Origin of the sequence: Pseudoalteromonas sp. SIMBA_162 (assembly GCF_046535955.1) — a bacterium.
GTDB classification, from domain to species: Bacteria; Pseudomonadota; Gammaproteobacteria; order Enterobacterales; family Alteromonadaceae; genus Pseudoalteromonas; species Pseudoalteromonas marina.
The window spans coordinates 316111-340453 of the sequence record NZ_JAWJBQ010000001.1 but is presented as its reverse complement, the minus strand read 5'-3'; the positions used below and the strand labels follow the sequence as shown (position 1 = coordinate 340453).

21 protein-coding genes and 1 tRNA gene are annotated in these 24343 nt (G+C 38.7%); 10 read left to right on the top strand and 12 right to left on the bottom strand.

Features of this window, described 5'->3' with window-relative positions; all coding sequences use genetic code 11:
• Positions 1-145: 145 nt before the first annotated feature.
• From ubiG to yfaE, 5 genes are all read left to right on the top strand, one after another.
• Positions 146-856, top strand: coding sequence for a bifunctional 2-polyprenyl-6-hydroxyphenol methylase/3-demethylubiquinol 3-O-methyltransferase UbiG (gene ubiG / locus R0J88_RS01465; protein ID WP_410898845.1), 711 nt, complete (start codon positions 146-148; stop codon positions 854-856).
• A complete protein-coding gene (locus R0J88_RS01460; RefSeq protein ID WP_006794446.1) occupies positions 856-1536 on the top strand; it encodes an HAD-IA family hydrolase in 681 nt (226 codons plus the stop codon). Before ubiG ends, R0J88_RS01460 begins: the two co-directional genes overlap by 1 nt.
• A gap of 412 nt (positions 1537-1948) precedes the next feature.
• On the top strand, positions 1949-4231 hold the full coding sequence (gene nrdA / locus R0J88_RS01455) for a class 1a ribonucleoside-diphosphate reductase subunit alpha (protein ID WP_276754876.1): 2283 nt from the start codon (positions 1949-1951) through the stop codon (positions 4229-4231).
• 65 nt (positions 4232-4296) lie between these two features.
• Entirely contained in the window at positions 4297-5427 is a 1131-nt protein-coding gene (nrdB, locus tag R0J88_RS01450; protein WP_006794448.1) for a class Ia ribonucleoside-diphosphate reductase subunit beta, read from the top strand.
• Positions 5427-5699: a class I ribonucleotide reductase maintenance protein YfaE gene (gene yfaE, locus R0J88_RS01445; protein ID WP_006794449.1), complete on the top strand. Its 273-nt coding sequence runs from the start codon at positions 5427-5429 to the stop codon at positions 5697-5699. Before nrdB ends, yfaE begins: the two co-directional genes overlap by 1 nt.
• Before the next feature lie 27 nt (positions 5700-5726).
• Here yfaE and R0J88_RS01440 read toward each other — a convergent pair whose 3' ends face one another.
• Positions 5727-6326, bottom strand: coding sequence for a DUF1287 domain-containing protein (locus R0J88_RS01440; protein ID WP_276754874.1), 600 nt, complete (start codon positions 6324-6326; stop codon positions 5727-5729).
• Between the two features lie 38 nt (positions 6327-6364).
• Positions 6365-6793: a hypothetical protein gene (locus tag R0J88_RS01435; RefSeq protein WP_039036914.1), complete on the bottom strand. Its 429-nt coding sequence runs from the start codon at positions 6791-6793 to the stop codon at positions 6365-6367.
• A 356-nt stretch (positions 6794-7149) separates the two neighbouring features.
• Between R0J88_RS01435 and R0J88_RS01430 the strand changes: the two genes are divergently transcribed.
• Both R0J88_RS01430 and R0J88_RS01425 read left to right on the top strand, forming a co-directional pair.
• Positions 7150-7536, top strand: a complete 387-nt coding sequence (locus R0J88_RS01430) for a YkgJ family cysteine cluster protein (protein WP_276754873.1) — start codon at positions 7150-7152, stop codon at positions 7534-7536.
• A 136-nt stretch (positions 7537-7672) separates the two neighbouring features.
• The gene (locus R0J88_RS01425) at positions 7673-10066 is read left to right on the top strand and encodes a TonB-dependent receptor (RefSeq protein WP_410898844.1); all 2394 of its coding nucleotides are present in this window, start codon (positions 7673-7675) and stop codon (positions 10064-10066) included.
• Positions 10067-10339: 273 nt separating this feature from the next.
• Here the strand turns inward: R0J88_RS01425 and R0J88_RS01420 are convergent, their stop codons facing one another.
• The 7 genes from R0J88_RS01420 to R0J88_RS01390 form a co-directional block, all read right to left on the bottom strand.
• Positions 10340-10960, bottom strand: a complete 621-nt coding sequence (locus tag R0J88_RS01420; protein WP_006794455.1) for an FKBP-type peptidyl-prolyl cis-trans isomerase — start codon at positions 10958-10960, stop codon at positions 10340-10342.
• A gap of 69 nt (positions 10961-11029) precedes the next feature.
• Positions 11030-11416, bottom strand: a complete 387-nt coding sequence (locus tag R0J88_RS01415) for a hypothetical protein (RefSeq protein WP_006794456.1) — start codon at positions 11414-11416, stop codon at positions 11030-11032.
• A 50-nt stretch (positions 11417-11466) separates the two neighbouring features.
• Positions 11467-11557, bottom strand: a tRNA-Ser gene (locus R0J88_RS01410).
• A gap of 126 nt (positions 11558-11683) precedes the next feature.
• On the bottom strand, positions 11684-12061 hold the full coding sequence (locus R0J88_RS01405) for a hypothetical protein (RefSeq protein ID WP_006794457.1): 378 nt from the start codon (positions 12059-12061) through the stop codon (positions 11684-11686).
• 207 nt (positions 12062-12268) lie between these two features.
• The gene (locus tag R0J88_RS01400) at positions 12269-12817 is read right to left on the bottom strand and encodes an NAD(P)H nitroreductase (protein ID WP_006794458.1); all 549 of its coding nucleotides are present in this window, start codon (positions 12815-12817) and stop codon (positions 12269-12271) included.
• A gap of 118 nt (positions 12818-12935) precedes the next feature.
• Positions 12936-13619: a DoxX family protein gene (locus R0J88_RS01395; protein ID WP_410898843.1), complete on the bottom strand. Its 684-nt coding sequence runs from the start codon at positions 13617-13619 to the stop codon at positions 12936-12938.
• Positions 13620-13708: 89 nt separating this feature from the next.
• Positions 13709-15670 (bottom strand): FAD-dependent oxidoreductase, encoded by a 1962-nt coding sequence (locus tag R0J88_RS01390; RefSeq protein ID WP_203987058.1) that lies wholly within the window; start codon positions 15668-15670, stop codon positions 13709-13711.
• 288 nt (positions 15671-15958) lie between these two features.
• Between R0J88_RS01390 and sppA the strand changes: the two genes are divergently transcribed.
• On the top strand, positions 15959-17824 hold the full coding sequence (sppA, locus tag R0J88_RS01385) for a signal peptide peptidase SppA (RefSeq protein WP_410898842.1): 1866 nt from the start codon (positions 15959-15961) through the stop codon (positions 17822-17824).
• Positions 17825-17905: 81 nt separating this feature from the next.
• On the top strand, positions 17906-18916 hold the full coding sequence (ansA, locus tag R0J88_RS01380) for an asparaginase (RefSeq protein ID WP_006794462.1): 1011 nt from the start codon (positions 17906-17908) through the stop codon (positions 18914-18916).
• Positions 18917-18981: 65 nt separating this feature from the next.
• On the opposite strand, the gene gndA is transcribed toward ansA, so the two are convergent.
• Positions 18982-20355, bottom strand: coding sequence for an NADP-dependent phosphogluconate dehydrogenase (gene gndA / locus R0J88_RS01375; RefSeq protein ID WP_039036907.1), 1374 nt, complete (start codon positions 20353-20355; stop codon positions 18982-18984).
• Between the two features lie 378 nt (positions 20356-20733).
• Between gndA and pyk the strand changes: the two genes are divergently transcribed.
• Positions 20734-22170 (top strand): pyruvate kinase, encoded by a 1437-nt coding sequence (gene pyk / locus R0J88_RS01370; protein WP_039036906.1) that lies wholly within the window; start codon positions 20734-20736, stop codon positions 22168-22170.
• A gap of 57 nt (positions 22171-22227) precedes the next feature.
• On the opposite strand, the gene R0J88_RS01365 is transcribed toward pyk, so the two are convergent.
• Entirely contained in the window at positions 22228-23052 is an 825-nt protein-coding gene (locus tag R0J88_RS01365; RefSeq protein ID WP_006794465.1) for a LytR/AlgR family response regulator transcription factor, read from the bottom strand.
• Positions 23049-24122, bottom strand: a complete 1074-nt coding sequence (locus R0J88_RS01360; RefSeq protein WP_243533537.1) for a sensor histidine kinase — start codon at positions 24120-24122, stop codon at positions 23049-23051. Before R0J88_RS01360 ends, R0J88_RS01365 begins: the two co-directional genes overlap by 4 nt.
• Between the last annotated feature and the right edge of the window lie 221 nt (positions 24123-24343).

The following is a 24343-nucleotide window of genomic DNA, read 5'->3' as shown; positions in this document are numbered from 1 at the left end:
ATAACCCAGTATTAGGTTTTAAAGAGTATTGTTATTATTACTAACAGACATGCTATCACAATTAATTTTAATTTACAGGCGCAAAACTTTGCGATTTATCAATTTAGGCCTATATAATGGCCTCAGATTGACGAGGAAGTATTTTATGACCGAACATCAAAATGTAGATCACGCAGAAATAGCAAAGTTTGAAGCCATCGCAGAGCGTTGGTGGGATTTAGAGGGTGAGTTTAAACCTCTTCACGAAATTAATCCGTTACGCCTAGATTTTATTGCAAATAAAACGCAAGGTTTATTTGATAAAGAAACACTCGATGTTGGCTGTGGTGGGGGTATTTTAAGCCAAAGTATGGCACGTATGGGGGCAAAGGTAACAGGTATTGATATGGGACAAGAGCCTTTGACTGTCGCTAAATTACACAGCCTAGAAACGGGTGTTAATGTAGATTACATAAAAATACCCGCAGAACAGTTTGCTGAAGAACACCCTGAACGATTTGACGTTGTTACCTGTATGGAAATGCTCGAACACGTTCCAGACCCTGCTTCAATAATTCACGCCGTTGCCAAACTTGCAAAACCTGGCGCTGATGTTTTTTTCTCTACCCTCAATAAAACACCGAAAGCCTACTTGTACGCAATTGTAGGTGCTGAAAAACTATTAAAAATGGTTCCAGAGGGAACTCACGATCACAAAAAGTTTATTAAACCGGCGCAGCTAATTGCGTGGGCCGAGCAAGCGGGGTTAAAAGTACGTGCAAGCTCAGGACTTTCGTATAACCCCTTCTCTAAACAATACACACTTAATAATGATGTTAGTGTTAATTATATCCTTCATTTTGAGAAGTTGTTGTAATGAAGAGCGCAGGTTCATCATTAGAACTTTATCAATATGATGCGTTTTTGTTTGATTTAGACGGCACCTTACTCGACACAGCTGACGATTTAGGCGCTGCACTTAACAGTGTACTACGAGCAAATCAAATTGCCGAAGTAACAAGCGAAATATATCGCCCAGCGGCTTCTAATGGTGCGGCAGCTTTATTGGAAGCGGGTTTTAAAGAGTTGTGGCCCTCTCTTGCACAAGCACAGTTGATAAAGCAATTGGTCGATAGCTATGCCCAAAACATTGCAAAATATACTCAATGCTTTGCCGGTATTGAACCACTATTGATCTCACTTGATCACAAAAAGATCAAATGGGGGATCATGACAAACAAGCCAGGCTTTTTAACTGAGCCGCTTGTCGCTGCGATCCCTGCTTTAAAAAATGCGGCGGTTGTAATTAGCGGTGATACGCTTGAAGAAGCCAAACCCTCTCCTCTACCTTTACTTCATTGCGCAAAACTAATGGACGTAATACCAGCTCGCTGTTTATACATAGGTGATGCCGAGCGAGACATTCAAGCTGGTAAAGCAGCAGGTATGCCTACAGCTACTGCTCTGTGGGGGTACATTCCAAGCGATGCAGAAGCACTTACTTGGAAAGCTGATTTTAACTGGCGTAGCCCTATTGACGCATTTAACCATATATAGTGCCCATTTTAGATATAAACACTATATATTGTGATCGTGTTAGTTTTTACGCAAAGCTTGATGATAAAAAAAGCAGCCGAAATTTATTTTCAAAATATGTAAATTTAGTCGATCCTGAGTTGATTTTTAAAAATTTCAACTTCAATGAATGATCAAAGGTTAATGCCTACTAACACAAATACGTTATCCCAACGTTATCCACAAATAGGGGCAATTATGCCCCTTGCAAATCAACTCAGACCACACTATCTTGTGATCTCTAAATTGAACAACACCAGATATTGTGGCCAAATGTTATTCAATTAAATTTACCTCATTGGGTAAAACTTATAAAAAATGAGCACTACTTCTCTTTTTGAGACGTAAAACATTGGTCAAAAATACATTATCCCCAAGGAATACAGGCAAAGCTATGAACCAACAGTTATCTGTAAGCAAACGTGACGGGCGCAAAGAGCCTCTTGATCTTGATAAGATCCATCGCGTTATAGAATGGGCCGCCGAAGGTTTAAATAACGTTTCGGTTTCACAGGTTGAATTAAAGTCACATATTCAATTTTATGATGGTATTCGTACAAAAGATATTCACGAAACGATTATCAAAGCGGCTGCCGATCAGATTTCTAAAGAATCACCTGATTACCAGTATCTTGCTGCGCGTTTAGCTGTATTCCACTTACGTAAAAAAGCATACGGTCAATTCGAGCCTCCACGTTTATTTGATCACGTAACAAAAATGGTGAGTGATAAACGTTACGATGCTCACTTACTTGCTGATTATACAGAGCAAGAATTTGACGAATTAGACGAATACCTTGACCACTCACGCGATCTTAATTTTAGTTACGCTGCAGTTAAGCAATTAGAAGGTAAATACCTAGTTCAAAACCGTGTAACGGGTGAAATTTATGAAAGCGCACAGTTTTTATATATTTTAGTGGCTGCAAGCTTATTTGCAGATTACCCACGAGATACACGAGTTTCATACATAAAACGTTTTTACGACGCGGTATCGTTATTTAAAATTTCATTGCCTACGCCAATCATGGCTGGTGTACGTACGCCTACTCGTCAATTTAGCTCTTGCGTACTTATTGAGTGTGGCGACAGCCTTGATTCAATCAATGCTACATCGTCAGCTATTGTAAAATATGTTTCTCAGCGTGCTGGTATCGGTATTAATGCTGGTCGTATCCGTGCATTAGGAAGCCATATCCGTAATGGCGAAGCATACCACACAGGTTGTATCCCTTTTTACAAGCACTTTCAAACAGCTGTTAAGAGTTGTTCGCAAGGTGGTGTTCGCGGCGGCGCAGCAACCCTATTCTACCCGCTATGGCATTTAGAAGTAGAGAACCTTTTAGTTCTTAAAAATAACCGGGGTGTTGATGACAACCGTGTTCGCCATTTAGATTACGGCGTACAGTTTAATAAGCTAATGTATTCTCGTTTGATTAAAGACGATTACATCACGTTATTTAGCCCATCAGACGTGCCAGGTCTTTACGATGCGTTTTTTGAAGATCAAGACGAATTTGATGCGTTATATGTTAAATACGAACAAGACGAGTCTATTCGTAAAAAGCGTATTAAAGCCATTGAATTGTTCTCTGTGTTTGCACAAGAACGTGCAAGTACTGGCCGCATATACTTACAGAATGTAGATCACTGTAATACACATAGCCCGTTTATAGCGAAAGTTGCGCCAATACGTCAGTCTAACTTGTGTTTAGAAATTGCATTACCGACTAAACCACTTAACAACGTTAACGACGAAGAAGGCGAAATTGCATTATGTACACTGTCTGCTTTCAACTTAGGTGCGCTTGAGTCTCTAGATGAACTAGAAGAGCTTGCGGAGCTAGCTGTACGTGCACTCGATAATTTACTCGACTTCCAAGACTACCCAGTACCAGCTGCCAAAAACGCAACGATGGGACGTCGTACGTTAGGAATAGGCGTAATCAACTATGCCTACTACTTAGCTAAAAATGGTAAGCGTTATTCAGACGGCAGTGCAAATGCACTAACACATAAAACATTCGAAGCTATTCAATACTACTTGATGAAAGCGTCAAACGAACTTGCAAAAGAACGTGGTGCATGTCCTAAGTTTAACGAAACAACGTATTCTCAAGGCATTATGCCTACAGATACGTATAAAACAGACTTAGATAAAATTTGTGATGAGCCACTGCACCTTGATTGGGATGCACTGCGTAAGAGCATACAAGAACACGGTATGCGTAACTCAACACTAAGCGCATTAATGCCATCAGAAACGTCATCGCAAATCTCGAACGCAACAAATGGTATCGAGCCACCACGCGGTCACATTAGTGTTAAAGCAAGTAAAGATGGTATTTTAAAACAAGTTGTACCTGAGTACGAACGTTTGAAAGACAACTATGAGTTACTTTGGGACATACCTTCTAATGATGGTTACTTACAGCTTGTCGGTATCATGCAAAAATTTGTTGACCAAACTATTTCTGCAAACACAAATTATGATCCAAATAAATTTGAAGGCGGTAAAGTACCTATGAAAGTCTTATTAAAAGACTTACTTAGCGCCTACAAATTGGGGGTCAAAACGTTGTATTACCATAATACCCGTGATGGCGCATCTGATGCACAAGACGACACTCCAGAAGTGGAAGATGACGATTGTGCAGGCGGCGCGTGTAAAATATAGTCGTTAATTTTATCTTAAGCGGGCATGCAGCCCGCTTTGTTCTGATAGTTTTTTGAGTGATAAACATGTCTTATACTACTTTTAGTCGTAATCATAATAACCAAATGCAAGAGCCAATGTTTTTTGGCCAGACCGTTAACGTATCGCGTTACGATCAACAAAAATATCCTATTTTTGAAAAGTTAATCGAAAAGCAACTGTCTTTCTTTTGGCGACCAGAAGAAGTAGATGTGAGTAAAGACCGTTTAGATTTTCAGGCGCTACCAGAGCATGAAAAGCATATATTTTTAAGTAACTTAAAATATCAAACACTGCTTGATAGTGTACAAGGCCGCTCTCCTAACGTTGCGCTACTACCTATCGTGTCTATCCCAGAACTTGAAACCTGGATAGAAACGTGGGCATTTAGTGAAACAATTCACAGCCGTTCATACACCCACATTATTCGTAACGTAACACAATCACCAGAGCTTATTTTTGATGACATAGTTAGCAACGATAAAATTAGCGAGCGCGCTGATGCAGTAACAACTTATTACGATGATTTAATTAACTCTGTTTCACTTTACAACCTTTACGGTGAAGGCAAGCATGAAATCAACGGTAAGACAGTTGTTGTAAACTTATTCGAGCTAAAAAAGAAACTTTACCTCGCTATGATGTCGGTAAACATTCTTGAAGCAATTCGTTTTTATGTCAGCTTTGCTTGTTCATTTGCATTTGCTGAGCGTGAACTTATGGAAGGTAACGCTAAGATAATTAAACTAATTGCACGTGACGAAGCACTTCATCTTTCGGGTACACAGCATATTTTAAATATCATGCAAGACGGTAAAGACGACCCAGAAATGGCAATCGTTGCAGCTCAATGTCGCGATGAAGCAATTAAAATGTTTGTACAAGCTGCTGAGCAAGAGAAAGAATGGGCAGAGTACCTATTCAAAGATGGCTCTATGATTGGCTTAAACAAGCATATTTTATGTCAGTATGTTGAATATATTACTAACGCACGTATGACTGCTATTGGTTTGCCAGCCCAATTTGAAAACAACAGTAACCCTATCCCATGGATCAACTCATGGTTAGTGTCTGATAATGTTCAGGTTGCACCACAAGAGGCAGAAATTAGTTCATACCTTGTAGGTCAAATAGATTCACAAGTTGATGCTGCTGAATTTGGTGACTTTGACTTATAATGAATAACGAAACGACTGCAAGTGTTACACTTGCAGAAAACAGCCAGCGCATTGAATATAGCCCTGGCTGCCCTTCTCTTTTACACTGCTTAGAATCTCAAAAAATAGACGTTGCTTATCAATGTCGTGAAGGCTACTGCGGTGCTTGCAGAGCAACTTTAGTATCTGGCAATGTTCAATATAATGAAGAGCCACTCGCGTTTGTTCGTGATGGTGAAATACTTTTATGCTGTAGCAAGCCAAACGGCAATATAAGTATTAATCTAAAATAATTAATAGCTTTATAGCAGCACCCATCTTTACTGGGCATTATAATGTTTATTAGTAAAACGATAATGACCAGTGATCTTATAATCAAATAGCATTTCGCTTATTTCTGGCCCTCGCCCTATATTATGTACAATTTGAACATTCTCGGCGCTGTTTAAAGCTTCAGTAACAACCATGCCTATATGGGGTAAGTTACCGGGTAACATCCAAGTAACTATATCACCAACTTTATAATCACGTGAGTTACTTGAAATAGTTAACTCTGTGCCTTGACGCTTAAAAAATACTTGAAGGTTAGGTACACGCCTGTGGTCGATATTTTTATCTGGTTTTTTTAAACCCCAAATTCGCTCAGACGGATACATAGCAAAATTTGCTCGAATATCTTCATGTACTCTTTGTTGTAAATCCACACCCAATTGGCGGTAAGCGCGAATAATAACATCGGTACACACACCAATATTACTTGGTACATCACCACCGGGATAGGTCATTGAATAATAACTGCCGTCATAAGTAATATTGTGTGTTGTTCTTTCAATCAGAGCTGCGGATATTTGCTGATTGAAAGAGTTAGCAAACGAACAAAAAGGTAAAAACGTAAATAAATATAAACCGTATTTAAACATAATCACCCTTTTAAAAACGCTATACGCCAAAGCTTTAATTAGCCTTCTTCTTCAACAAGTGACTCTAACAAGTCATGAATCTCTGCTTTAAGTTCTTTGTCTTCTATTTTATTTGCACTGACTTTGGCACTTTGAAGATTTTTTATAGCCTCTTCTTTTTGACCCATCTCAAGTTGTAGTGTCGCCATAGAAAAAGCAACCGACGACATATGGTCTTTATTATTAATAGCAATAGATTTTGCTAGTGCCTTCTCGTAGGTAGTAATAGCATCTTCTAACTCTTCTGTAAAATCAGCCAGTGTTTCCCACTGAACAGGATGATCTTTAGAGGTATTTTCGTTTTCTTCACAAATTGCTTTTAGTTTAGAAAAAAGTAACTCAAAGCGTTTGCGATCATTTTTATTCGCCGCACTCATTAATTCTTCAGCCAAATCATGTACCGCTTTGTATACTTTTGTATTCATCATTACGTATCACCCTTAATGTATTTATGCTTAAAATAGCAAAATATAAATTTAAATGGCTCATTAAATATGCCTTTAGGCCGATCATACAACATTAAAGTATATAGCAAACAATTTAACTCCAGGAGCAGTAGTTAAAAATGTATTTTTGATGAGGTTTATCTATTTTATAGGTAGTAAAACCCTCTATAAGGCTTAACTATAGTTGATTTGTAAATATCAGAACGAAAAAGAATATTTGGTAAGCTTTTTCAGGCTATAAATTAAAATGCTTAGCGTAAATAAAATAATAATTTCAAACAATTTAACATGAGCTGTTAAACTAATAATTGTAAAAATTATATAAAGATGAATAAATCATGAAAGAGTGTAACCAGTGTGGTAAATGCTGTACCAAATATGGTGGTGGTGACCTCGACGTATCATCAGAAGAAATTGAAATGTGGGCGCTCTTTAATCCCGAGATTTATCAATATGTACAAAACAATAAAATTTGGTTTGAGCCGAACACAGGTGATAAATTAAATAACTGCCCATTTTTAGCAATTGAACCTAAAAAAGATGAAGGTGATCGCGATAAATTCATATGTAATATTTACCTAGACCGACCTGAAGATTGCCGCCAATACCCTAGCCTAATAGCCGAAATGCTACGAGACGAATGTGAAATGCTAGAGCCTACTGACTTAAAAAACCAAACACGTGCACAATACAAGCTTGATGTACTAATGATTGATAGCAGATAAAATACCAACCTGAGTGATATATCATCATTTTTAGTTGATTAAACGCAAATGCAAAAGTTATAGTATAACATTGTTGATTCAAAAATTATGAACTGTTATATTATATCACAACATGTAATCACCAAATAATTTACCAATGACAAAGTTAACATTAATTTCTTCTGCCATTTTATCGGTTTTATGCACCCAATCTGCTCTAGCTGCAACAATATCAGGTAAAGTAATAAACGATAAAAATCAACCTATTGAAAACGCTTCCATTCATATTCATGGAAAAAATCAAACTATAAAAAGTAATGAGCTTGGCGAATTCTCAATTGAAATTGACGCTAACAGCCAACTTCATATCAGTAAAGACAACTACGTAGATTCAAGAATAACGGTGACTGAATCGTCAAACAATGTCACGGTTTCACTTTTACCAACCTCGGTTGAAACCGTTGTTGTATACGCATCTGCGCTACACAAAAGCAGCCTAGAAATGATTTCACCGGTAAGCGTTCTGTCGGGTGATGAATTAAGAAATAAATCTAAACCAACACTTGGCGAAACACTAAAAGGTTTACCTGGTGTTAATGCAAGCTACTTTGGCCCTGTATCCTCAAGCCCTATTATTCGAGGTTTAGATGGTCCTCGCGTTAAAATCACCCAAAACGGATTAGATGCTAGTGATGCGTCGCGCATTGGACCAGACCATGCAACCTCAAGCGACAGCTTAGCAGCTGAACAAATTGAAGTACTTCGTGGACCAAGTACACTTTTGTATGGCTCAGGTGCAATTGGTGGTGTGGTAAATGTGGTTGATAACCGTATTCCAACGAGTAATTTAGATGATTTAACCGGTGCCGCTGAGTATAGCCATGACACGGTTTCTAACTCAAATACCGTGGCCGCAAAACTAGAAACAGGAAATGACGGATTTAACTTTCATTTTGATGGGACTAAACGCAGTGGCGATGACTATGAAACGCCTACATTTACAGTAACTGACGAAGATGGCGACATAGAAACTGAAAACTCAGTAGAAAACACGTTTATTGATAGCGAAACACTAAATTTTGGTTCTAGTTACGTTGGCGAGCACCTTACTGTCGGATTTTCTTACGGTAGTATAGAAACTGACTATGGAATACCTGGACATGAACATCATCATGAGCATGATCACGAAGGTGAAACTGAAGAAGAACACGCAGAACATGAGGATGAAGAAGAAGGCGAAGAAGTTGTTTTTGCACAGCTAGAGCAAGACCGTTGGCAAGGCTTAGTCAGTTATGCGCTTCACAATAACTGGATAGAAACAATCAACCTTCGTATTGGTTATACAGACTATTCACACAGTGAAATTGAAGATGGTGAAATTGGCACCACGTTCACTAATGAAACTACCGAAGCGCGTTTAAACGTAGAACATAAATTCGCGGATTGGCATGGTATGCTGGGCTATCATTACAGCGATTCTGACTACGACGCAATTGGTGATGAAGCATTTACTCCAGCCAGTATAACAACCTCAAATGCACTTTATGTGTTAGAAGAACGCGTGTTTGGTGATGTAACTTTAGAGCTTGGGGCTCGTATTGAAGATTACAAAATTGAAAGTAATATATCTTCAGCTGAGCATCATCATGACCATGATGAAGAAGTTGAAGAACTTGAAGAAGAACATGAAGAAGAGATAATTGCCTACAGTGAAAGCTTTACTAACGTAAGTGCATCTGCAGGGGCTATTTGGCAATATACGCCAGGACAAAGTTTAGCACTGAGCCTATCTCATTCTGAGCGTGCGCCGCTTTCTGCTGAGCTGTTATCAAATGGCCTACACATTGCAACAGGTACTTACGAACTTGGCTTAGGTTACCACATCGAAGATAACGAAGCGCATTTTGAACCTGAGGACATCAAGCAAGAAAAATCAACTAACCTTGATTTAAGCTTTAGACGCTTTAGCGGAGATTTTGGTTACACTGTAAACTTTTTCTATAATGATATTAAAAATTTCTATTTTCAAGAAAATACGGGATTAGTTTACGATGAAGAAGAGGGTTTAGAATCCGCTATTGGTGCACACGACGATGCAGTCGCTGTTTACCAATTTAAAAGCAAAGATGCAGAGCTCTATGGATTTGAGTTCGATGCACACTACCAAATTACACCAAACACAATGGTTAAAGTATTTGGTGACTCTACCCGCGCTAAACTTAAAAGTGATGAAGGCAACTTGCCGCGTATACCAGCAAATAAGTTAGGCTCTGAGTTACAGTATGATTTAGGTAACCTACAACTAACGTTAACTGGCACACATTACTTCGATCAAAATGATATCACTGCGTTTGAAAGCCAAACGGATGGTTATACTTTATTTGATGCTCAAGCTAACTACCAATTAGGGTTAGGTGCTGTTGATGCTCAATTTTATATAAATGTTGATAACCTGACTGATGAGCTTGGGTTTGTTCATACCTCATTTATAAAAGATAAAGCCCCTCTTCCAGGTAGAAATATTCGCTTGGGTGTTCGCGGCTACTTTTAATCATTAAAAGCTATGCTTTGAGATTAAAGTGTTTAATTAATAACTCCCTTTTGAAACCGCATTTTTAAATGCGGTTTTTTTTAATGACTTGCTTTGTAATTGGCGTTTGGCGTTTGGCGTTTGGCGTTTGGCGTTTGGCGTTTGGCGTTTGGCGTTAATCATTTTAAAAGTGACTATGCGTATTGCCTGACAATAATTAAAGGTAATTTTTATAGGCACAAAAAAACCGCGCTAATAATAAGCGCGGTTTTTTAACTAACTTAATAATGACTATTAAGAAAGGATTTCGTGTAGCTCAACATCAAATACAAGCGTTGAGAAAGGTGCAATTGCAGCACCTGCACCACGTTCACCATAAGCTAGCTCATGAGGAACGTAAATACGCCATTTAGTGCCTACTGGCATCATTTGTAAAGCTTCAGTCCAACCTTTGATCACGCCACCTACTGGGAATTCAGCTGGTTGACCGCGCTCGTAAGAGCTATCAAATACTGTACCGTTAATTAATGTACCGTGGTAATCAACACGTACTGTAGACTCAGCAGTTGGCTTTTCGCCTTCACCTGTTGCTAATACTTCATATTGAAGACCAGACTCAGTAACAGTGATTTCAGGACGTTTTGCGTTTTCTTCTAAGAATGCAATACCTTCAGCAGAAAGTACTTTTGACTCTTCTTCACGACGAGCTTGAATCTCTTCGTTAACTTTTTCAAATGCAGCTTGGATCTCTGGGATCTCAACTTGAAAAGCGCTACCTGCGTACGCATCTTTCATGCCTTCAAACACTGAATTTAGGTTTAAGCCTTCAAAAGGATTAGACTTAAGTTGCTCACCCATTTGTAAGCCAATACCGTAACTTGCTTTTTCAGCATCTGTAGTAAAATTATCTGACATAATGTGTTTTTCACGTTTTGTTAGTTAAAAGACATGAGTATGCTATCACAAAATAACGCACGTTTGGTGCTAGTTTTTATTGAGTTTTACCTTTAACAGACCAACAATAAAGCAACTAAGTATCAAACTGAATAAAAATCCAGCAAGCAATGAAAAAGTTAATAAACTAGCGGTGCCGCCAATAATAATTGGTACAGCGACTAATCCAACTACACCAATAAAAACTGAGGCTACTAGGGGCCATTTTGTATCGTACTTAGTAATTAAGTGGGCCACTAAAATATTAAAACCAACACCATATGCAAACGCTGTAATTAATGGGTGTTCTGGTTGTGCATCGGCTGCCATTTTAATTAGTACGCTCATGCCGCTTTGGTAACAGTAACCAAACACGGTCCATAAAAGAATGTGTTTTAAAAGCTGTGCACTCATAGGAATAGTTGCTTTGTCTGTCATTTATCAAACCCCAGATAGCAAAAAACCGCCATAAGGCGGTTTTTAAATAATGGTGGAGAGATAGGGATTTGAACCCTAGATAGGCTACAAACCTATGCCGGTTTTCAAGACCGGTGCATTCGACCACTCTGCCATCTCTCCGTACGGCGCGAATAATATGGGTTATCGAGATATTTGTAAAGCTTTAAATGTAAAAAAATAAAATTTAATCTAGTAGCGTAAAAAAACTATCACTTATTCATTTTAAGATTTTAAAAATAGCGGTTACTAATAATACTGTTTAGGCCTACGCGCAATCCAAGAACACACTAAGCAAACCAATAAGCTCAATGAGAAAAAAGTAACCCCTTGAAAAATTAAATCAAAACGGTTTAAGTCGTCACTTGGCACAATGACAAACATAAAAGTAGGCAGAATACTTAACATAAGCACATAACAACACACTTTAAATGCGCGTCCAAAATCAAATCGTTTAGATTGTTGCATCCACCAAGTAAGTAGTACCAATACACTGACGGCTGAACCGGCAATAAAAGGTGCAGCATTTGTACTCATTGCTACATATAACGTAACAAACGCACCTAAAAGGCCCCAAATTGACCAAGCGAGCCAGTTTTCTTTTTCACGTAAAAATAAATTTCCCATAATTTAAGTCTTCTTTATCGTTATTATTTTGAGACTCTCCATACATTATCAAAAAACAACCGATTAAAAAACAATCTGCAGAAGAATTATCAAGTTATTTAGCATCCATGCCCTTCTTGCAGTTTCTCACTGACAATAATAATCAGCGGTTAAAATTTACACTCAATTATAAGTGACCCTATATTGATGTAAAAGTTCACACTTATTTTATAAATCCGTAAAATAAGTTTCTGGCTTATGCCTTGGTGACTTTTTACAATCGACTGCAGGTGTACCTATATACAAGTAACCCACAATTTCATCTAACTCGTTTAAATTAAGCGCTAGCTTAACCGCATTACTTTGTGCAAAATAACCCGTGCGCCAAATACCCCCTAACCCTTGTGCAAATGCGGCTTGTTGCATTGCAAGTACGCTACACCCTGCGCTTTGGACTTGCTCTATACGTGGGACTTTAGGATGTTGTTGATATTTAGCAATGGCGATGATGATCATTGGAGCACGAAGCGGTAATTCTTTAGCTCGGTTTATAACTTTATCTTCTTGTTGCTCTGCCACAGCACTCTCGTGGTAAATCGACCCTAACTTTTCACGCGCTTGCCCTTCAACAACAATAAATTGCCATGGCGCTATGCAACCATGATCGGGGACACGAAGTGCAGCTTGTTTAATAATATTAAGCTGCTCAATTGATGGGCCTGGCTCTGTTAGTTTTGAGTCAGATTGGCGAGTTAATAAAAGCTCAATAGCGTCCATAATTATTTCTCGATATTTAAAACGCTAGGGTAACATTTTAAGTCTGTGTTGATAAATATTGAAATAAAAACGCCAGCAAAAAATAATTTTTGCTAGCGTATATAAACTTACGTTAAATTTACTCTTTAAAGACACTTCTTCTTAGCCAATAATCAACGCTAACAAAGCGCCCACCTCCGGTGAAAAATAAACTCAGGAGCATTGCGAAATAAATGGCTGCAAATTCTATCCCATTATTTAAAATTGAAGGTTTACCTTTTTCGTACAGGTAATCTACAAACCCATGCTCATCGACTATTGATCGTATTTTGCCAATTCGCTCTTGTACTTCAACTGAGTTTTCAAGACTTTCTTTGGCGCCGGGTATAGACAACCAATCAAGTACCTGAGCTGCACTCGTGTCAGGGTTAGTCGGAGCAATTGCAAACCAGCCATTGTGCCAATGCACTGATGTTGCAGCAACAACCATAGTAAACATTAGAGGAATACTTACGAGGCGAGTCAATAGGCCTAATAATAAAAACCAACCTCCCAAAAATTCGCTCCAACCAGCTAAAAATGCAAGTAAGTCGGGAAACGGTAAACCCAAGCCCCATTCACTATTTCCAAACCATTGCACAACATCAGGTGATGCTAAAAAATTATTGAAAAAGCCAGTAGCATCGCCGCTGATGGCGAGCTTATTATAACCCGCGATAATCATCACAGGTGCTAAAATTAATCTAAAAAGTAAAGGAGGTAACCCATCTAAAAATGATAGTTTACCTATTGCAGCTACATAGAAGCGAGTCAGTATGTTCATGCGTATCCTGTGTTTAATGTTTATTTAGTTATAGACTATAAACAACCAAGACCGCATGAATTACTAAACTATTTCAACTTGTCGAAAGGTTAAATACTTCTCGCTATTTGAAGGGCTTCAAAAATAGCGCGCTTAGCATCAATTGCAGCAGCGAGTTTAGCGCCACCAATAACGTGTACTTTAGCGTTTTCAGCATGAGGCTTTACAACTTCATCATTTGAAACTTGACCAATACACGCAATAACAGTGTCGACCGGTAAAACCTGAGTTTCACCACCAACTGTAATAGTTAAACCCTTGCTATCAAAGCTTTGATACTGACAATCTGCAATTTGTTTTACACCATGCTGCTTAGCTACTTGACGATGGATCCAACCTGTTGTTTTTCCAAGTTCACTACCAAATCGGCCAGAGCTTCTTTTTAACATGTACAACTGACGCTCGTCTTTGTGTGGCTTCGGTTCACATTCAATTCCCCACTGCGTTTTAAACTCATCAATGGTTTGTGATTTATGTTCACTTAAAAATGCCACCATATCAAAACCAATGCCGCCAGCACCTAAAATGGCAATAGAGTTGCCTAACTCGACTTCGCCACGAATTACTTCATCGTATGCAAAAACGCGTTTGTTATCACCACATTTAATTGACGCCTCACGTGGGCGAACACCCGTTGCAAATACAATATCGTCGTACTGTGTCAGCATTGACTCGTTGTATGACGTTTCGAGTTTAACCGCTACATCTAAACGTTCTAGCTCATTAATAAAGTATGCCAGTGTATGATTAAAGTCTTCTTTGCCAGGTATTTGCATGGCTAAATTAAATTGGCCACCCATTTGCGCTTTTTGGTCAATCAAAGTGACCTTATGACCTTTTTGAGCCAAATAACAACTTGCGGATAAGCCAGCAGGGCCTGCGCCCACAACAAGTACATTTTTTGAGTTTGTCGCTTTATCGAGCGGGTAATCAAGCTCAAAAGCCGCTTGAGGATTAACCAAGCAGGTTGCACGTTTATTTTTAAATACATGATCTAAACAGCCTTGGTTACAGCCAATACAAATGTTAATTTGTTTTGTTTGATCATTTTGATATTTATTAAAAAACTCAGGATCAGCTAATAAAGGTCTAGCCATTGATATGAGGTCGGCTTCACCTGCATTTAAAATGTCATTTGCAATGTCAGGTGTATTAATACGGTTTACTGCAATGACTGGAACGCTAACAACACTTTTTAAGCGCTTAGACGCTTCTTTAAAGGCTCCTGGTGGAACCATGCTAGCAATCGTAGGAACGCGCGCTTCATGCCAGCCAATACCCGTATTAAAAATATCAACCCCGGCTTTTTCAAGCTCAGTGGCTTGAATAACCACTTCATCAGGAGTGGACCCATCAGGGATCAGATCCATAACTGACAGTCTAAATATAATTAAAAATTTATCAGATACTTTAGCCCTAACCGCTTTGACTATTTCAAGCGCTAGGCGCATTCTGTTTTCAAGGCTTCCACCAAATTCGTCTTCGCGTTTGTTGGTGTGTGGCGCCATGAATTCATTAATCAAATAACCTTCAGACCCCATTACCTCAACGCCATCATACCCAGCTTTTTCAGCCATATAAGCAGAGTGCGCAAAGTCTTTAATCGTTTTTTTAATTGAGCTCAGTGACATTTCTTTAGGCTTGTAGGGATTAATTGGAGCCTGGATAGCACTAGGTGCCTGATTGAAAGGATGATAAGCATAGCGACCCGCATGCAGTAACTGTAAACAAATTTTCCCACCATGTTTATGAACAGCGTCTGTGTATGCGCGATGCTTAAAAACATCATAATAACTGTTAAAAGAAGACGATATTGGCGTTAACTTGCCTCGCAGGTTCGGGCTATAGCCACCGGTAATGAGCATGGCTGTGCCGCCTTTTGCACGGGCTTCATAAAATGCACGTAAACGTTTTCTGTTATGCCATCCCTCTTCGAGGCCCGTATGCATTGAGCCCATAACTAATCTGTTTCGTAATTGTGTGTGTTTTAATTGTAGTTGTTGTTCTAACATCTCATGCCCCATTAACTGGTCTAACCTGTGTAGATTCACTAATTCTGCTTTAATGATAACGAATAAGCAATATTTGCATGTATTTAATTAATACTTAAGACACGCTTAAAATACGTACTCATCTCAAAATTACTATTTAATGCGAGAGTGTATCGCATAATAAATCCATTGTTTTCGGTAGCTTGAACGTATTTATAAACACTTCGTTACGATTTAGCAGTTAAATTTATATTTATTCTAGGATAAGATGAAACAAATGTATTAGCTGTACCAAATTAAGGAGCTATTTTGATAGCAAAAATATTCAAAGGCATTTGGGCTGGAATAAACTTTTCTCGTCGATTAATAATCAACTTTTTGTTTGTGCTACTTGTTATTGTATTTATTGCAGGTATATCAAGCGATGATGATAAAATTATTGTAGAGGAAGGCTCTGTTCTTAGGTTAAACCTAAATGGCCCATTGGTTGAAGAAAAGTTATATGTAGATCCTATTGAAGCGGCTTTAAATGACGCAACATCAGGTAACGACGAGCCAAGTGAGATTTTACTCGATGATGTTGTTGAAGTCATAAACGAAGCAGCAAAAGATAGTCGTATCAGTGTACTACTACTTGATTTACAAGAAATGCCTAAAGCGCACTTAAATAAACTTAAACAAATTACCAACGCTATTGAGGGCTTCAAACAGGCTGGCAAAAAAGTAATCGCTACAGGTTACTACTATACGCAAGCCCAGTATTACATTGCTGCACATGCTGACGAAATAGCGATGCATCCGTATGGAAGCGTTGCTATTGAAGGTTACGGCATGTACCCACTGTATTTTAAAGACGCACTAGAAAAGCTAGAAGTAACACAGCATATTTTTAGAGTAGGTACATTTAAATCAGCTGTTGAACCCTTTATCCGTAACGATATGTCTGATGCGGCTAAAGAAGCAAACCGTGTATGGTTAGGTGCACTTTGGAATGAATATAAGCAAGATGTTTCTGCTGTACGTCCATTCGATGAGTCAAACTTTGATGAAACTATGGATGTTTACCTAGAAAAAATGCAAGCTGCTAACGGTGATGCTGGTAAATATGCACTCGATAATCAATGGGTTGATTCGCTTAAAACAACTCAGCAAATACGCCAACAATTGATAGATTTAGTGGGTGCGCAAGAAGATGGTAAAACATTTAAACACGTATCGTTTCGTGAATACCTGAGCCTGGTTAAGCCTCCTGTCGTTTTTGATAACCCAATGACTGAGAAAGTAGCGGTTGTTGTAGCGAGAGGAACAATTGTAGATGGTGAGCGCAGAGCGGGCGAAATTGGTGGTGACTCTACCGCTGCCCTTCTTCGTAAAGCAAGACTTGATGATAAAGTAAAAGCAGTGGTACTTCGTATTGATTCAGGTGGCGGTAGTATGTTCGCATCTGAAGTTATTCGCGCAGAGGTATTAGCTCTAAAAGCAGCCGGTAAACCTGTTATCGCATCAATGAGCTCTGTTGCGGCATCTGGCGGTTACTGGATTGCATCTGCTGCAAACGAAATATGGGCTGCACCAAGTACGATTACAGGGTCGATTGGCGTATTTGGTACATTTATGACATTTGAAAATACACTATCAAAAATTGGGGTGTATTCTGATGGTGTTGCAACCACCGAAATGGCAGGTTTTTCTGTCACTCGCCCACTTAACGAAAAAATGGCTCAAGTTATTCAAATGAGTGTTGAAAAGGCGTACGGTCGATTTTTGAATGTTGTAGCTCAGGCTCGAGGCATGACGCCTGAGGAAGTTGATGCAATTGCGCAAGGTCGAGTTTGGATTGCTTCTCAAGCACTTGAACTGGGATTAATTGATAAGCTAGGTGATAAGCAAGATGCAATTGATGCTGCAGCCGCCCTTGCTAAGTTAGAAAACTACGATGTTAAAACAATCACACAAGATTTGAGCCCGCAAGAAAAAATGCTACAAGACATTTTTGGAAGTGCATCAGTGAAATCGATGTTGGGTCTTCAAACACAAGCACCATCTGTTTTAGCAACACAAGCTAATTTAAACAGCGTCATTCAACAACTGAGTAGTGAAGTTGAAAGCCTCAAGGATTATAACGATCCACAGGGTGTGTACGCTCGTTGTTTAGAGTGTAAAGTTGCACAATAAAGATGCGTGATTCACACTCGTTGCTTTATTTACACTAGCGACAGGTTATACTAAGCCCAGTTTTTTTACTGGGCTTTTTTTATGAAACGTAAACGCATTTATATCGCTTATACCGGCGGTACCATAGGAATGAAAAAATCAAGTCGGGGTTACATTCCCGCTGAAGGTTTCTTAACTGAAACGGTTATGAACAATGCCGAATTTAATCGTGATGAAATGCCCTTATTTGATATTCACGAATACTGTCCACTTATTGATTCATCTGACATGTCCCCTGCGCACTGGCAGCTTATTGCAGATGATATAAAAAGCAAATATCAGCAATACGACGGCTTTGTTGTACTGCATGGTACAGACACCATGGCCTATACTGCATCCGCACTTTCATTCATGTTTGATAATTTAACTAAACCCGTTATTGTTACCGGATCGCAAATTCCACTTTCTCAACTACGCTCTGATGGACAAGTTAATTTGTTAAATGCAATGTACTTAGCTGCTAATTACCCAATTGCAGAAGTGAGTCTGTTTTTTAATAACCAGCTATTTAGAGGTAATAGAGCCACTAAAGCACATGCAGATGGTTTTGATGCCTTTGCTTCACCAAATTTAGAGCCTCTTGCATTATCAGGCATTAATATTCAACTTATTAAAGGCCAACTAAGTCCCTATGTTGAAAACGAACTTCAAGTAACCACAATAACGCCACAGCCAATTGGCGTACTTTATTTATATCCAGGAATAAGTACCGAGGTGGTGAAGAGTCTTGTAAACGATAACATTAAAGCTTTAGTGTTATTAAGCTTTGGCGTGGGTAATGCACCTCAGGACGATAAGTTTTTATCTGTGTTAAGTGAAGCAAGTAATAAAGGAATGATTATTGTTAATTTAACACAATGTCTAAAAGGTCAAGTCAATATGGGCGGTTACGCAACCGGCAACGCATTATTAAATATTGGCGTTATTAGTGGGTATGATATGACTTTAGAAGCCTGCCTAACCAAACTTCATTGCCTATTCAGCCAGAATCTAGAAATCGAGACTATTCGCCACTTAATGCAAGATAATATGCGTGGTGAATTAACAAGATAAAGAGTTACACATCTGCAGAATCAAAAAAGGCACGCTTATAGCGTGCCTTTTTGTCTAATAAAGAATTAACGAACTTTAGCGTCAATCTCAACTAGGTCAGTCAAATGGCAGGTTTCACCACTATGGGTTTTAATGCCATGCTCACCAAAATAATCACGCTGGGCTTGAACTAGGTGCCCATTACTTGGTGTTGTTAACGTTGCTAAGTAAGTTTGTGTAGAGCTTAATACAGGAAACGCCAAACCAGACATAACAGCTTGTCCTGTTATCTTACGTAGTGCATTCGCCTCTTTATCGAGTGAATCTATAAATTCGACTCCTTGCGCTACGCTATCTAGGTAGTCAGCTCGAATAATACAACCTGCACGCCAAGTTTGTAATGTTTTCGACAAATCAACTTTCCACTGGTGTGTACGAGATGCGCCTTTAATTAGTGCTAAACCTTGGCGATACGCAAGTAAACTAGCAAGTGTAAATGCATCTTTAAGCTCTTCGAGATCAATATCAACGATATTGGTTGATTTTGAAGCGTACGTCATTTCTTGTGCAGCGGTTGTATCGCAGGCATTGGTTAGGTGTCTGGCTTGAACAGCAGCGACAAGTGATGGTACTGCAATTCCTAACTCTAGCGCGTTTTGTGCAGTCCACAAACCTGTACCTTTAGCGCCAACTTTATTATCAATAAGGTCGACTAGTGGCTCATTTTTATCATTTTCAAGGGTTAATATGTGGCTAGAGATAGAAAGTAAGTAACTATTTAACTGCCCTTGTGACCACTCATCAAATATTGCAGCTACTTCTTTTGGAGAACGGTTAGTTCCTGAGCGTAGTAATTGATACATTTCTGCAATGAGTTGCATAAGTGCATATTCAATGCCGTTGTGAACCATTTTAACAAAGTGTCCACTTGCCGATTGGCCAACACGTGCAAAACAAGAGCTACCATTGTAACTTGCAGCTACTTTTTCAAACCATGGTTCAATACGTTCCCAGCCACCTTCTGACCCACTTGCCATCATTGCTGGGCCATGGCGGGCACCTTCTGCACCACCTGAAATACCCATGGTGGCAAACTCAAATTTATTTTGGTATTTAAGTTTACGCGTAATACCATCTTTATAATTACTGTTACCACAATCAACTATAATATCATCACACTCTACGCCTGCGTTTACCAGTTCATTACAAACTGTATCTACTAACTCACCCGCAGGAACAAGTAATAAAATAGAACGAGGTGCTTCTAAACGCCTTACCATGTCTCCTAAATCCGAAACAATGTGAAGTTTGTCAGCCATGCCTTGAGATTTAGCACAACTTATTAACTCTTCACCCGCATGTGGGTTTTTGTCATAAGCAACAAGCGTTATCCCCTTTTCTATCAAATTTAGGGCAAGATTTTTCCCCATAACGCCTAACCCGACTAATGCAACTTGCATTTAGTGTCCTCCTCGGTAACAACTATTTGGTTAGAAAATTCAATGTATTCATTCAATAATACCGCATGCTTTATACGTATACAGTAATAAAATACTAACAATGAGCCAATACAAAGTAATATTTCACTACAGGTATAAAAGCCTCGCAATTATATCAAATATCATCGAGCAAAGGGTGACTAAAAGCAAAGCAAATTAAAATTATGATCATTGACGCATTTTGACACCGGTGTCATAATGACGACACAATAGTTTTGTATAAAATAGTGGCAATTCTTTTAGCCTTGCCTACAACTAAAGATATAGCTTTATAAAGCTATATCTATCGTAAACAAAATAACCGTCAACCTGCTTTCACCAAGCACACAGGAGAAATTGATGCTAAGACGCACAAAAATAGTCGCTACCCTTGGGCCCGCTACCGATAGAGATAACAACTTAGAAAAAATTATTCGCGCAGGCGCAAACGTAGTACGTTTAAACTTCTCACACGGTGTGGCTCAAGATCATAAAGACCGTGCACAAGCAGTTCGTGATATTGCAAAACGATTGAACAAACATATTGCTATCCTTGCCGACCTTCAGGGTCCTAAAATCCGTGTATCAACGTTCAAAGAAGGCAAAGTAACCCTAGAAGTGGGTGCTAAGTTTATTCTTGATGCAAAAATGGAAAAAGGGCAAGGCGATGTAAGCGCTGTAGGTATCGATTATAAAGAGCTTCCACAAGACGTATCTCCTAACGATTTACTTCTTTTAAATGATGGTTTAATTCAACTTACAGTTGATAAAGTAGTTGATCATCTAGTTCACTGTACCGTTACAGTGGGAGGTGTTTTATCAAATAATAAAGGGATTAACCGTTTGGGCGGTGGATTAACTGCCCCTGCGTTTACTGATAAAGACAAAGAAGATTTAATCACAGCAGCAGAAATCGATGTAGATTATATTGCGGTATCTTTCCCACGTAGTGGTGATGATATGCGTTACGTTCGTTCTTTAGCTGAAGCAGCTGGCTCTAAAGCGCAACTTCTTGCAAAAATTGAACGTGCTGAAGCTGTAGAAACGCAAGAAGCGATTGACGACATTGTACTTGCTTCAGATGCTGTTATGGTTGCGCGTGGTGACTTAGGTGTAGAAATTGGCGATGCTGCGTTAATGGGCAAGCAAAAGCTTATTATTCGTCGTGCTCGTTCATTGAACCGTACTGTTGTTACAGCAACACAAATGATGGAATCGATGATCGATAACCCAATGCCAACACGTGCTGAAGTAATGGATGTTGCAAACGCAGTGCTTGATGGAACCGACGCTGTAATGCTTTCTGCAGAAACCGCAGCGGGTGATTACCCTGAAGAAACTGTAGCGACTATGGCGCGAGTTTGTTTAGGTGCTGAGTCACAAAAAGAAACACACGTATCTAAGCACCGTTTAGACAGCCGTTTTTCTAATAATGCAGAATCAATTGCTTTGTCAGCTATGTATGCGGCAAACCATTTAGACTCTGTTAAAGCTATTGTAACGCTTACTGAATCAGGTAGCACAGCAAAATTAATGTCACGTATTAGTTCGGGTTTACCAATCTACTCACTATCTCGTCATGCTAGTACGCTTGGTCAAACCGCACTTTATCGTGGTGTTTACCCTGTGTTTTTTGATTCAACACAAACAGAAAAAGATGCAATGGTTAAAGCAGCTTTAGATACGCTTGTTGCCCAAGGATCATTAGCGTCAGGTGATACTGTGATTTTAACGCATGGTGATTCAATGGAAACGGTTGGCGCAACAAATACAATGAAAATTGTTACTGTTGAGTAATTAACGCTTTAAAAAAAATGCGAGCTTAGCTCGCATTTTTTATTTCTAACTATAATTTTAGCTCGCTAATGCTGCTTTTACTTTATCTCGGTAACTTCGGCTTACTTTTAACTCTTGTCCATTTTCTAAAACAAGTAAATACTCGCCACTAACCTGTGTTACTAATTTACTGATTTGTTTTGTATTTACAATTGCGCTGCGATGAACCCTAACAAATAAATGAGGGTCGAGCTCTTGCTCAAGTTCTTTCATTGTTTTACGTAATATATGTGTTTGTCCATCTTGGCAATGTAAACACATATAATCACCTGCTGCATCTACCCATTGAATGGTTGCTGCTGGAACACGAATAATTTCGCCCTGCTCTTTTACTGCCAACGACTCTGGGTAACGTTTATCAGCTAAAGTATCACCGGTTGCCAGCTTTTTGAGAATTTCTTCACAGTTATTTCCGGTAATGCCAGCTACAAAACTCGCGAGTTTTTTCTTATGGGCGTTGTCTTGTTGCGTTTTTAAATAGGTATGCACTTTTTCTACCGCCTGTTTTAGTCTGTTATCATCAACGGGTTTTAAAATGTAATCCAATGCATGAATTTCAAATGCTTTTACTGCAAATTGATCAAATGCGGTAACAAACACGATTGCAGGTAGTACTTTAGTGCTTTCACTTAACGCGCGAGCAACTTCAAAACCATTCATGCCTGGCATTTGAATATCTAAAAATACTAAATCTATTTTTTCGTTTTTACACGTCTGTATTGCATCTGCACCTGAACTGCATAATTTAATAACTTCAATATCATCAAATTCTGAAAGTCTTACATCTAAACCTTTGCGCGCTAATGGTTCATCATCAACAATAAGCGTTCTGATTTTCATCATTTCTTCACAGCCTTCTCAAACGGCACTCGCAGATTAACTTTTAATCCACTTGGCGTATTATGTGATAATACAAACGAATAATTATTTTCGTAGAGCGTTTTTAATCTATCTTTGGTATTTGCAATGCCAACACCTTGTGCGTTAACAAGCTTGCCATTTTCTAATTCTGTGCCAGGCCCGTTATCTCCCACTTCAAGGAGTAATTCGTTAGCAAACACTTGGGCTTTGATATCAATTACACCACCTTCAGATAAGTGGGCAATCGCATATTTAATTGCGTTCTCAATAATAGGTTGCAATATAAGACTAGGCACAAGCGCTTGTTTTGCTTGTTCACTTACGTCTATGTTTACCTTTAAACGTTCATCAAAACGTACTCTCTCAATATCAAGGTATAGCTTTAATGCATGTAACTCTTGCTCAAGTGGTACTTTTTTTATGGGATCGGTATTTAATGTGTATCTTAAAAAGTCACTCAATTTAGAGACCATTAAGTTAGCATCTTTATTTTCTTTTACCAAAACTAATGTTGAAATTGCATTTAGCGTATTAAATAAAAAATGCGGGTTAAGCTGATACCTAAGCATTTTTAATTGGGCTTCGTGGGCCATTGTAGTGGCTTTTAATGCTTTTTGACGTTCACTTTGCAATAGCTGATAATATTTAACGCCAAAGTACAAACCACTCCAACACAAAATAATGTAAACAGAATCCAATCCTTGTTGCAGGTAATAAAACCACTCTTCTGGCCTGTAACCATGGCGATATATTTCCCATAGATTAAATTTTTGTACAACAGCCCATAATGTACCCGTTACATAAGATGAACCAAACACCACTAACATCAGCACTATAGGTGAAGCATTCCAAACTGTACGGTAAATATAGCGAAGAGGTACTGTCATAAGACAGCCAGCATAAGCATTTAATAATATAACGAATACGTAAATATCACGCATTTCAAATACTTTAGAACCAATGTAATTGACAAGCGCATACCCTATCCAGCCTGCAATCTGCAAAAGCCAAAAAAAGCGCTGACGGTTATCAATTAAAGATTGCCAATTCAAAATTTACACTGTCTCCAAAATAGTAACTACTTTAAAATCTATTCTTAGCTTGTATTTATTAATAACTAATTAATTTTATAAATAAACTAATTCATATCATCGCCTATTATATAGATTTACGAGGCTGTTTAGCACTACCGCCTATCTTAGTTTTTAATACAATCAACGCAAACTTAACTTACGCGCAATAAAAAAGCGAAAGGTATTACCCTTTCGCTTTC

Excerpts from the sequence above, each read along its gene's own strand:
- R0J88_RS01430 (WP_276754873.1), top strand. The coding sequence starts at position 7,150 with ATGAAAGAGTGTAACCAGTGTGGTAAATGCTGTACCAAATATGGTGGT.
- nrdB (WP_006794448.1), top strand. The coding sequence starts at position 4,297 with ATGTCTTATACTACTTTTAGTCGTAATCATAATAACCAAATGCAAGAG.
- yfaE (WP_006794449.1), top strand. The coding sequence starts at position 5,427 with ATGAATAACGAAACGACTGCAAGTGTTACACTTGCAGAAAACAGCCAG.
- ubiG (WP_410898845.1), top strand. The coding sequence starts at position 146 with ATGACCGAACATCAAAATGTAGATCACGCAGAAATAGCAAAGTTTGAA.
- R0J88_RS01440 (WP_276754874.1), bottom strand. The coding sequence starts at position 6,326 with ATGTTTAAATACGGTTTATATTTATTTACGTTTTTACCTTTTTGTTCG.
- ansA (WP_006794462.1), top strand. The coding sequence starts at position 17,906 with ATGAAACGTAAACGCATTTATATCGCTTATACCGGCGGTACCATAGGA.
- R0J88_RS01415 (WP_006794456.1), bottom strand. The coding sequence starts at position 11,416 with ATGACAGACAAAGCAACTATTCCTATGAGTGCACAGCTTTTAAAACAC.
- pyk (WP_039036906.1), top strand. The coding sequence starts at position 20,734 with ATGCTAAGACGCACAAAAATAGTCGCTACCCTTGGGCCCGCTACCGAT.
- R0J88_RS01460 (WP_006794446.1), top strand. The coding sequence starts at position 856 with ATGAAGAGCGCAGGTTCATCATTAGAACTTTATCAATATGATGCGTTT.
- R0J88_RS01420 (WP_006794455.1), bottom strand. The coding sequence starts at position 10,960 with ATGTCAGATAATTTTACTACAGATGCTGAAAAAGCAAGTTACGGTATT.
- R0J88_RS01435 (WP_039036914.1), bottom strand. The coding sequence starts at position 6,793 with ATGATGAATACAAAAGTATACAAAGCGGTACATGATTTGGCTGAAGAA.
- R0J88_RS01405 (WP_006794457.1), bottom strand. The coding sequence starts at position 12,061 with ATGGGAAATTTATTTTTACGTGAAAAAGAAAACTGGCTCGCTTGGTCA.
- R0J88_RS01365 (WP_006794465.1), bottom strand. The coding sequence starts at position 23,052 with ATGATGAAAATCAGAACGCTTATTGTTGATGATGAACCATTAGCGCGC.
- R0J88_RS01400 (WP_006794458.1), bottom strand. The coding sequence starts at position 12,817 with ATGGACGCTATTGAGCTTTTATTAACTCGCCAATCTGACTCAAAACTA.
- R0J88_RS01395 (WP_410898843.1), bottom strand. The coding sequence starts at position 13,619 with ATGAACATACTGACTCGCTTCTATGTAGCTGCAATAGGTAAACTATCA.
- R0J88_RS01390 (WP_203987058.1), bottom strand. The coding sequence starts at position 15,670 with ATGTTAGAACAACAACTACAATTAAAACACACACAATTACGAAACAGA.
- nrdA (WP_276754876.1), top strand. The coding sequence starts at position 1,949 with ATGAACCAACAGTTATCTGTAAGCAAACGTGACGGGCGCAAAGAGCCT.
- gndA (WP_039036907.1), bottom strand. The coding sequence starts at position 20,355 with ATGCAAGTTGCATTAGTCGGGTTAGGCGTTATGGGGAAAAATCTTGCC.
- R0J88_RS01425 (WP_410898844.1), top strand. The coding sequence starts at position 7,673 with ATGACAAAGTTAACATTAATTTCTTCTGCCATTTTATCGGTTTTATGC.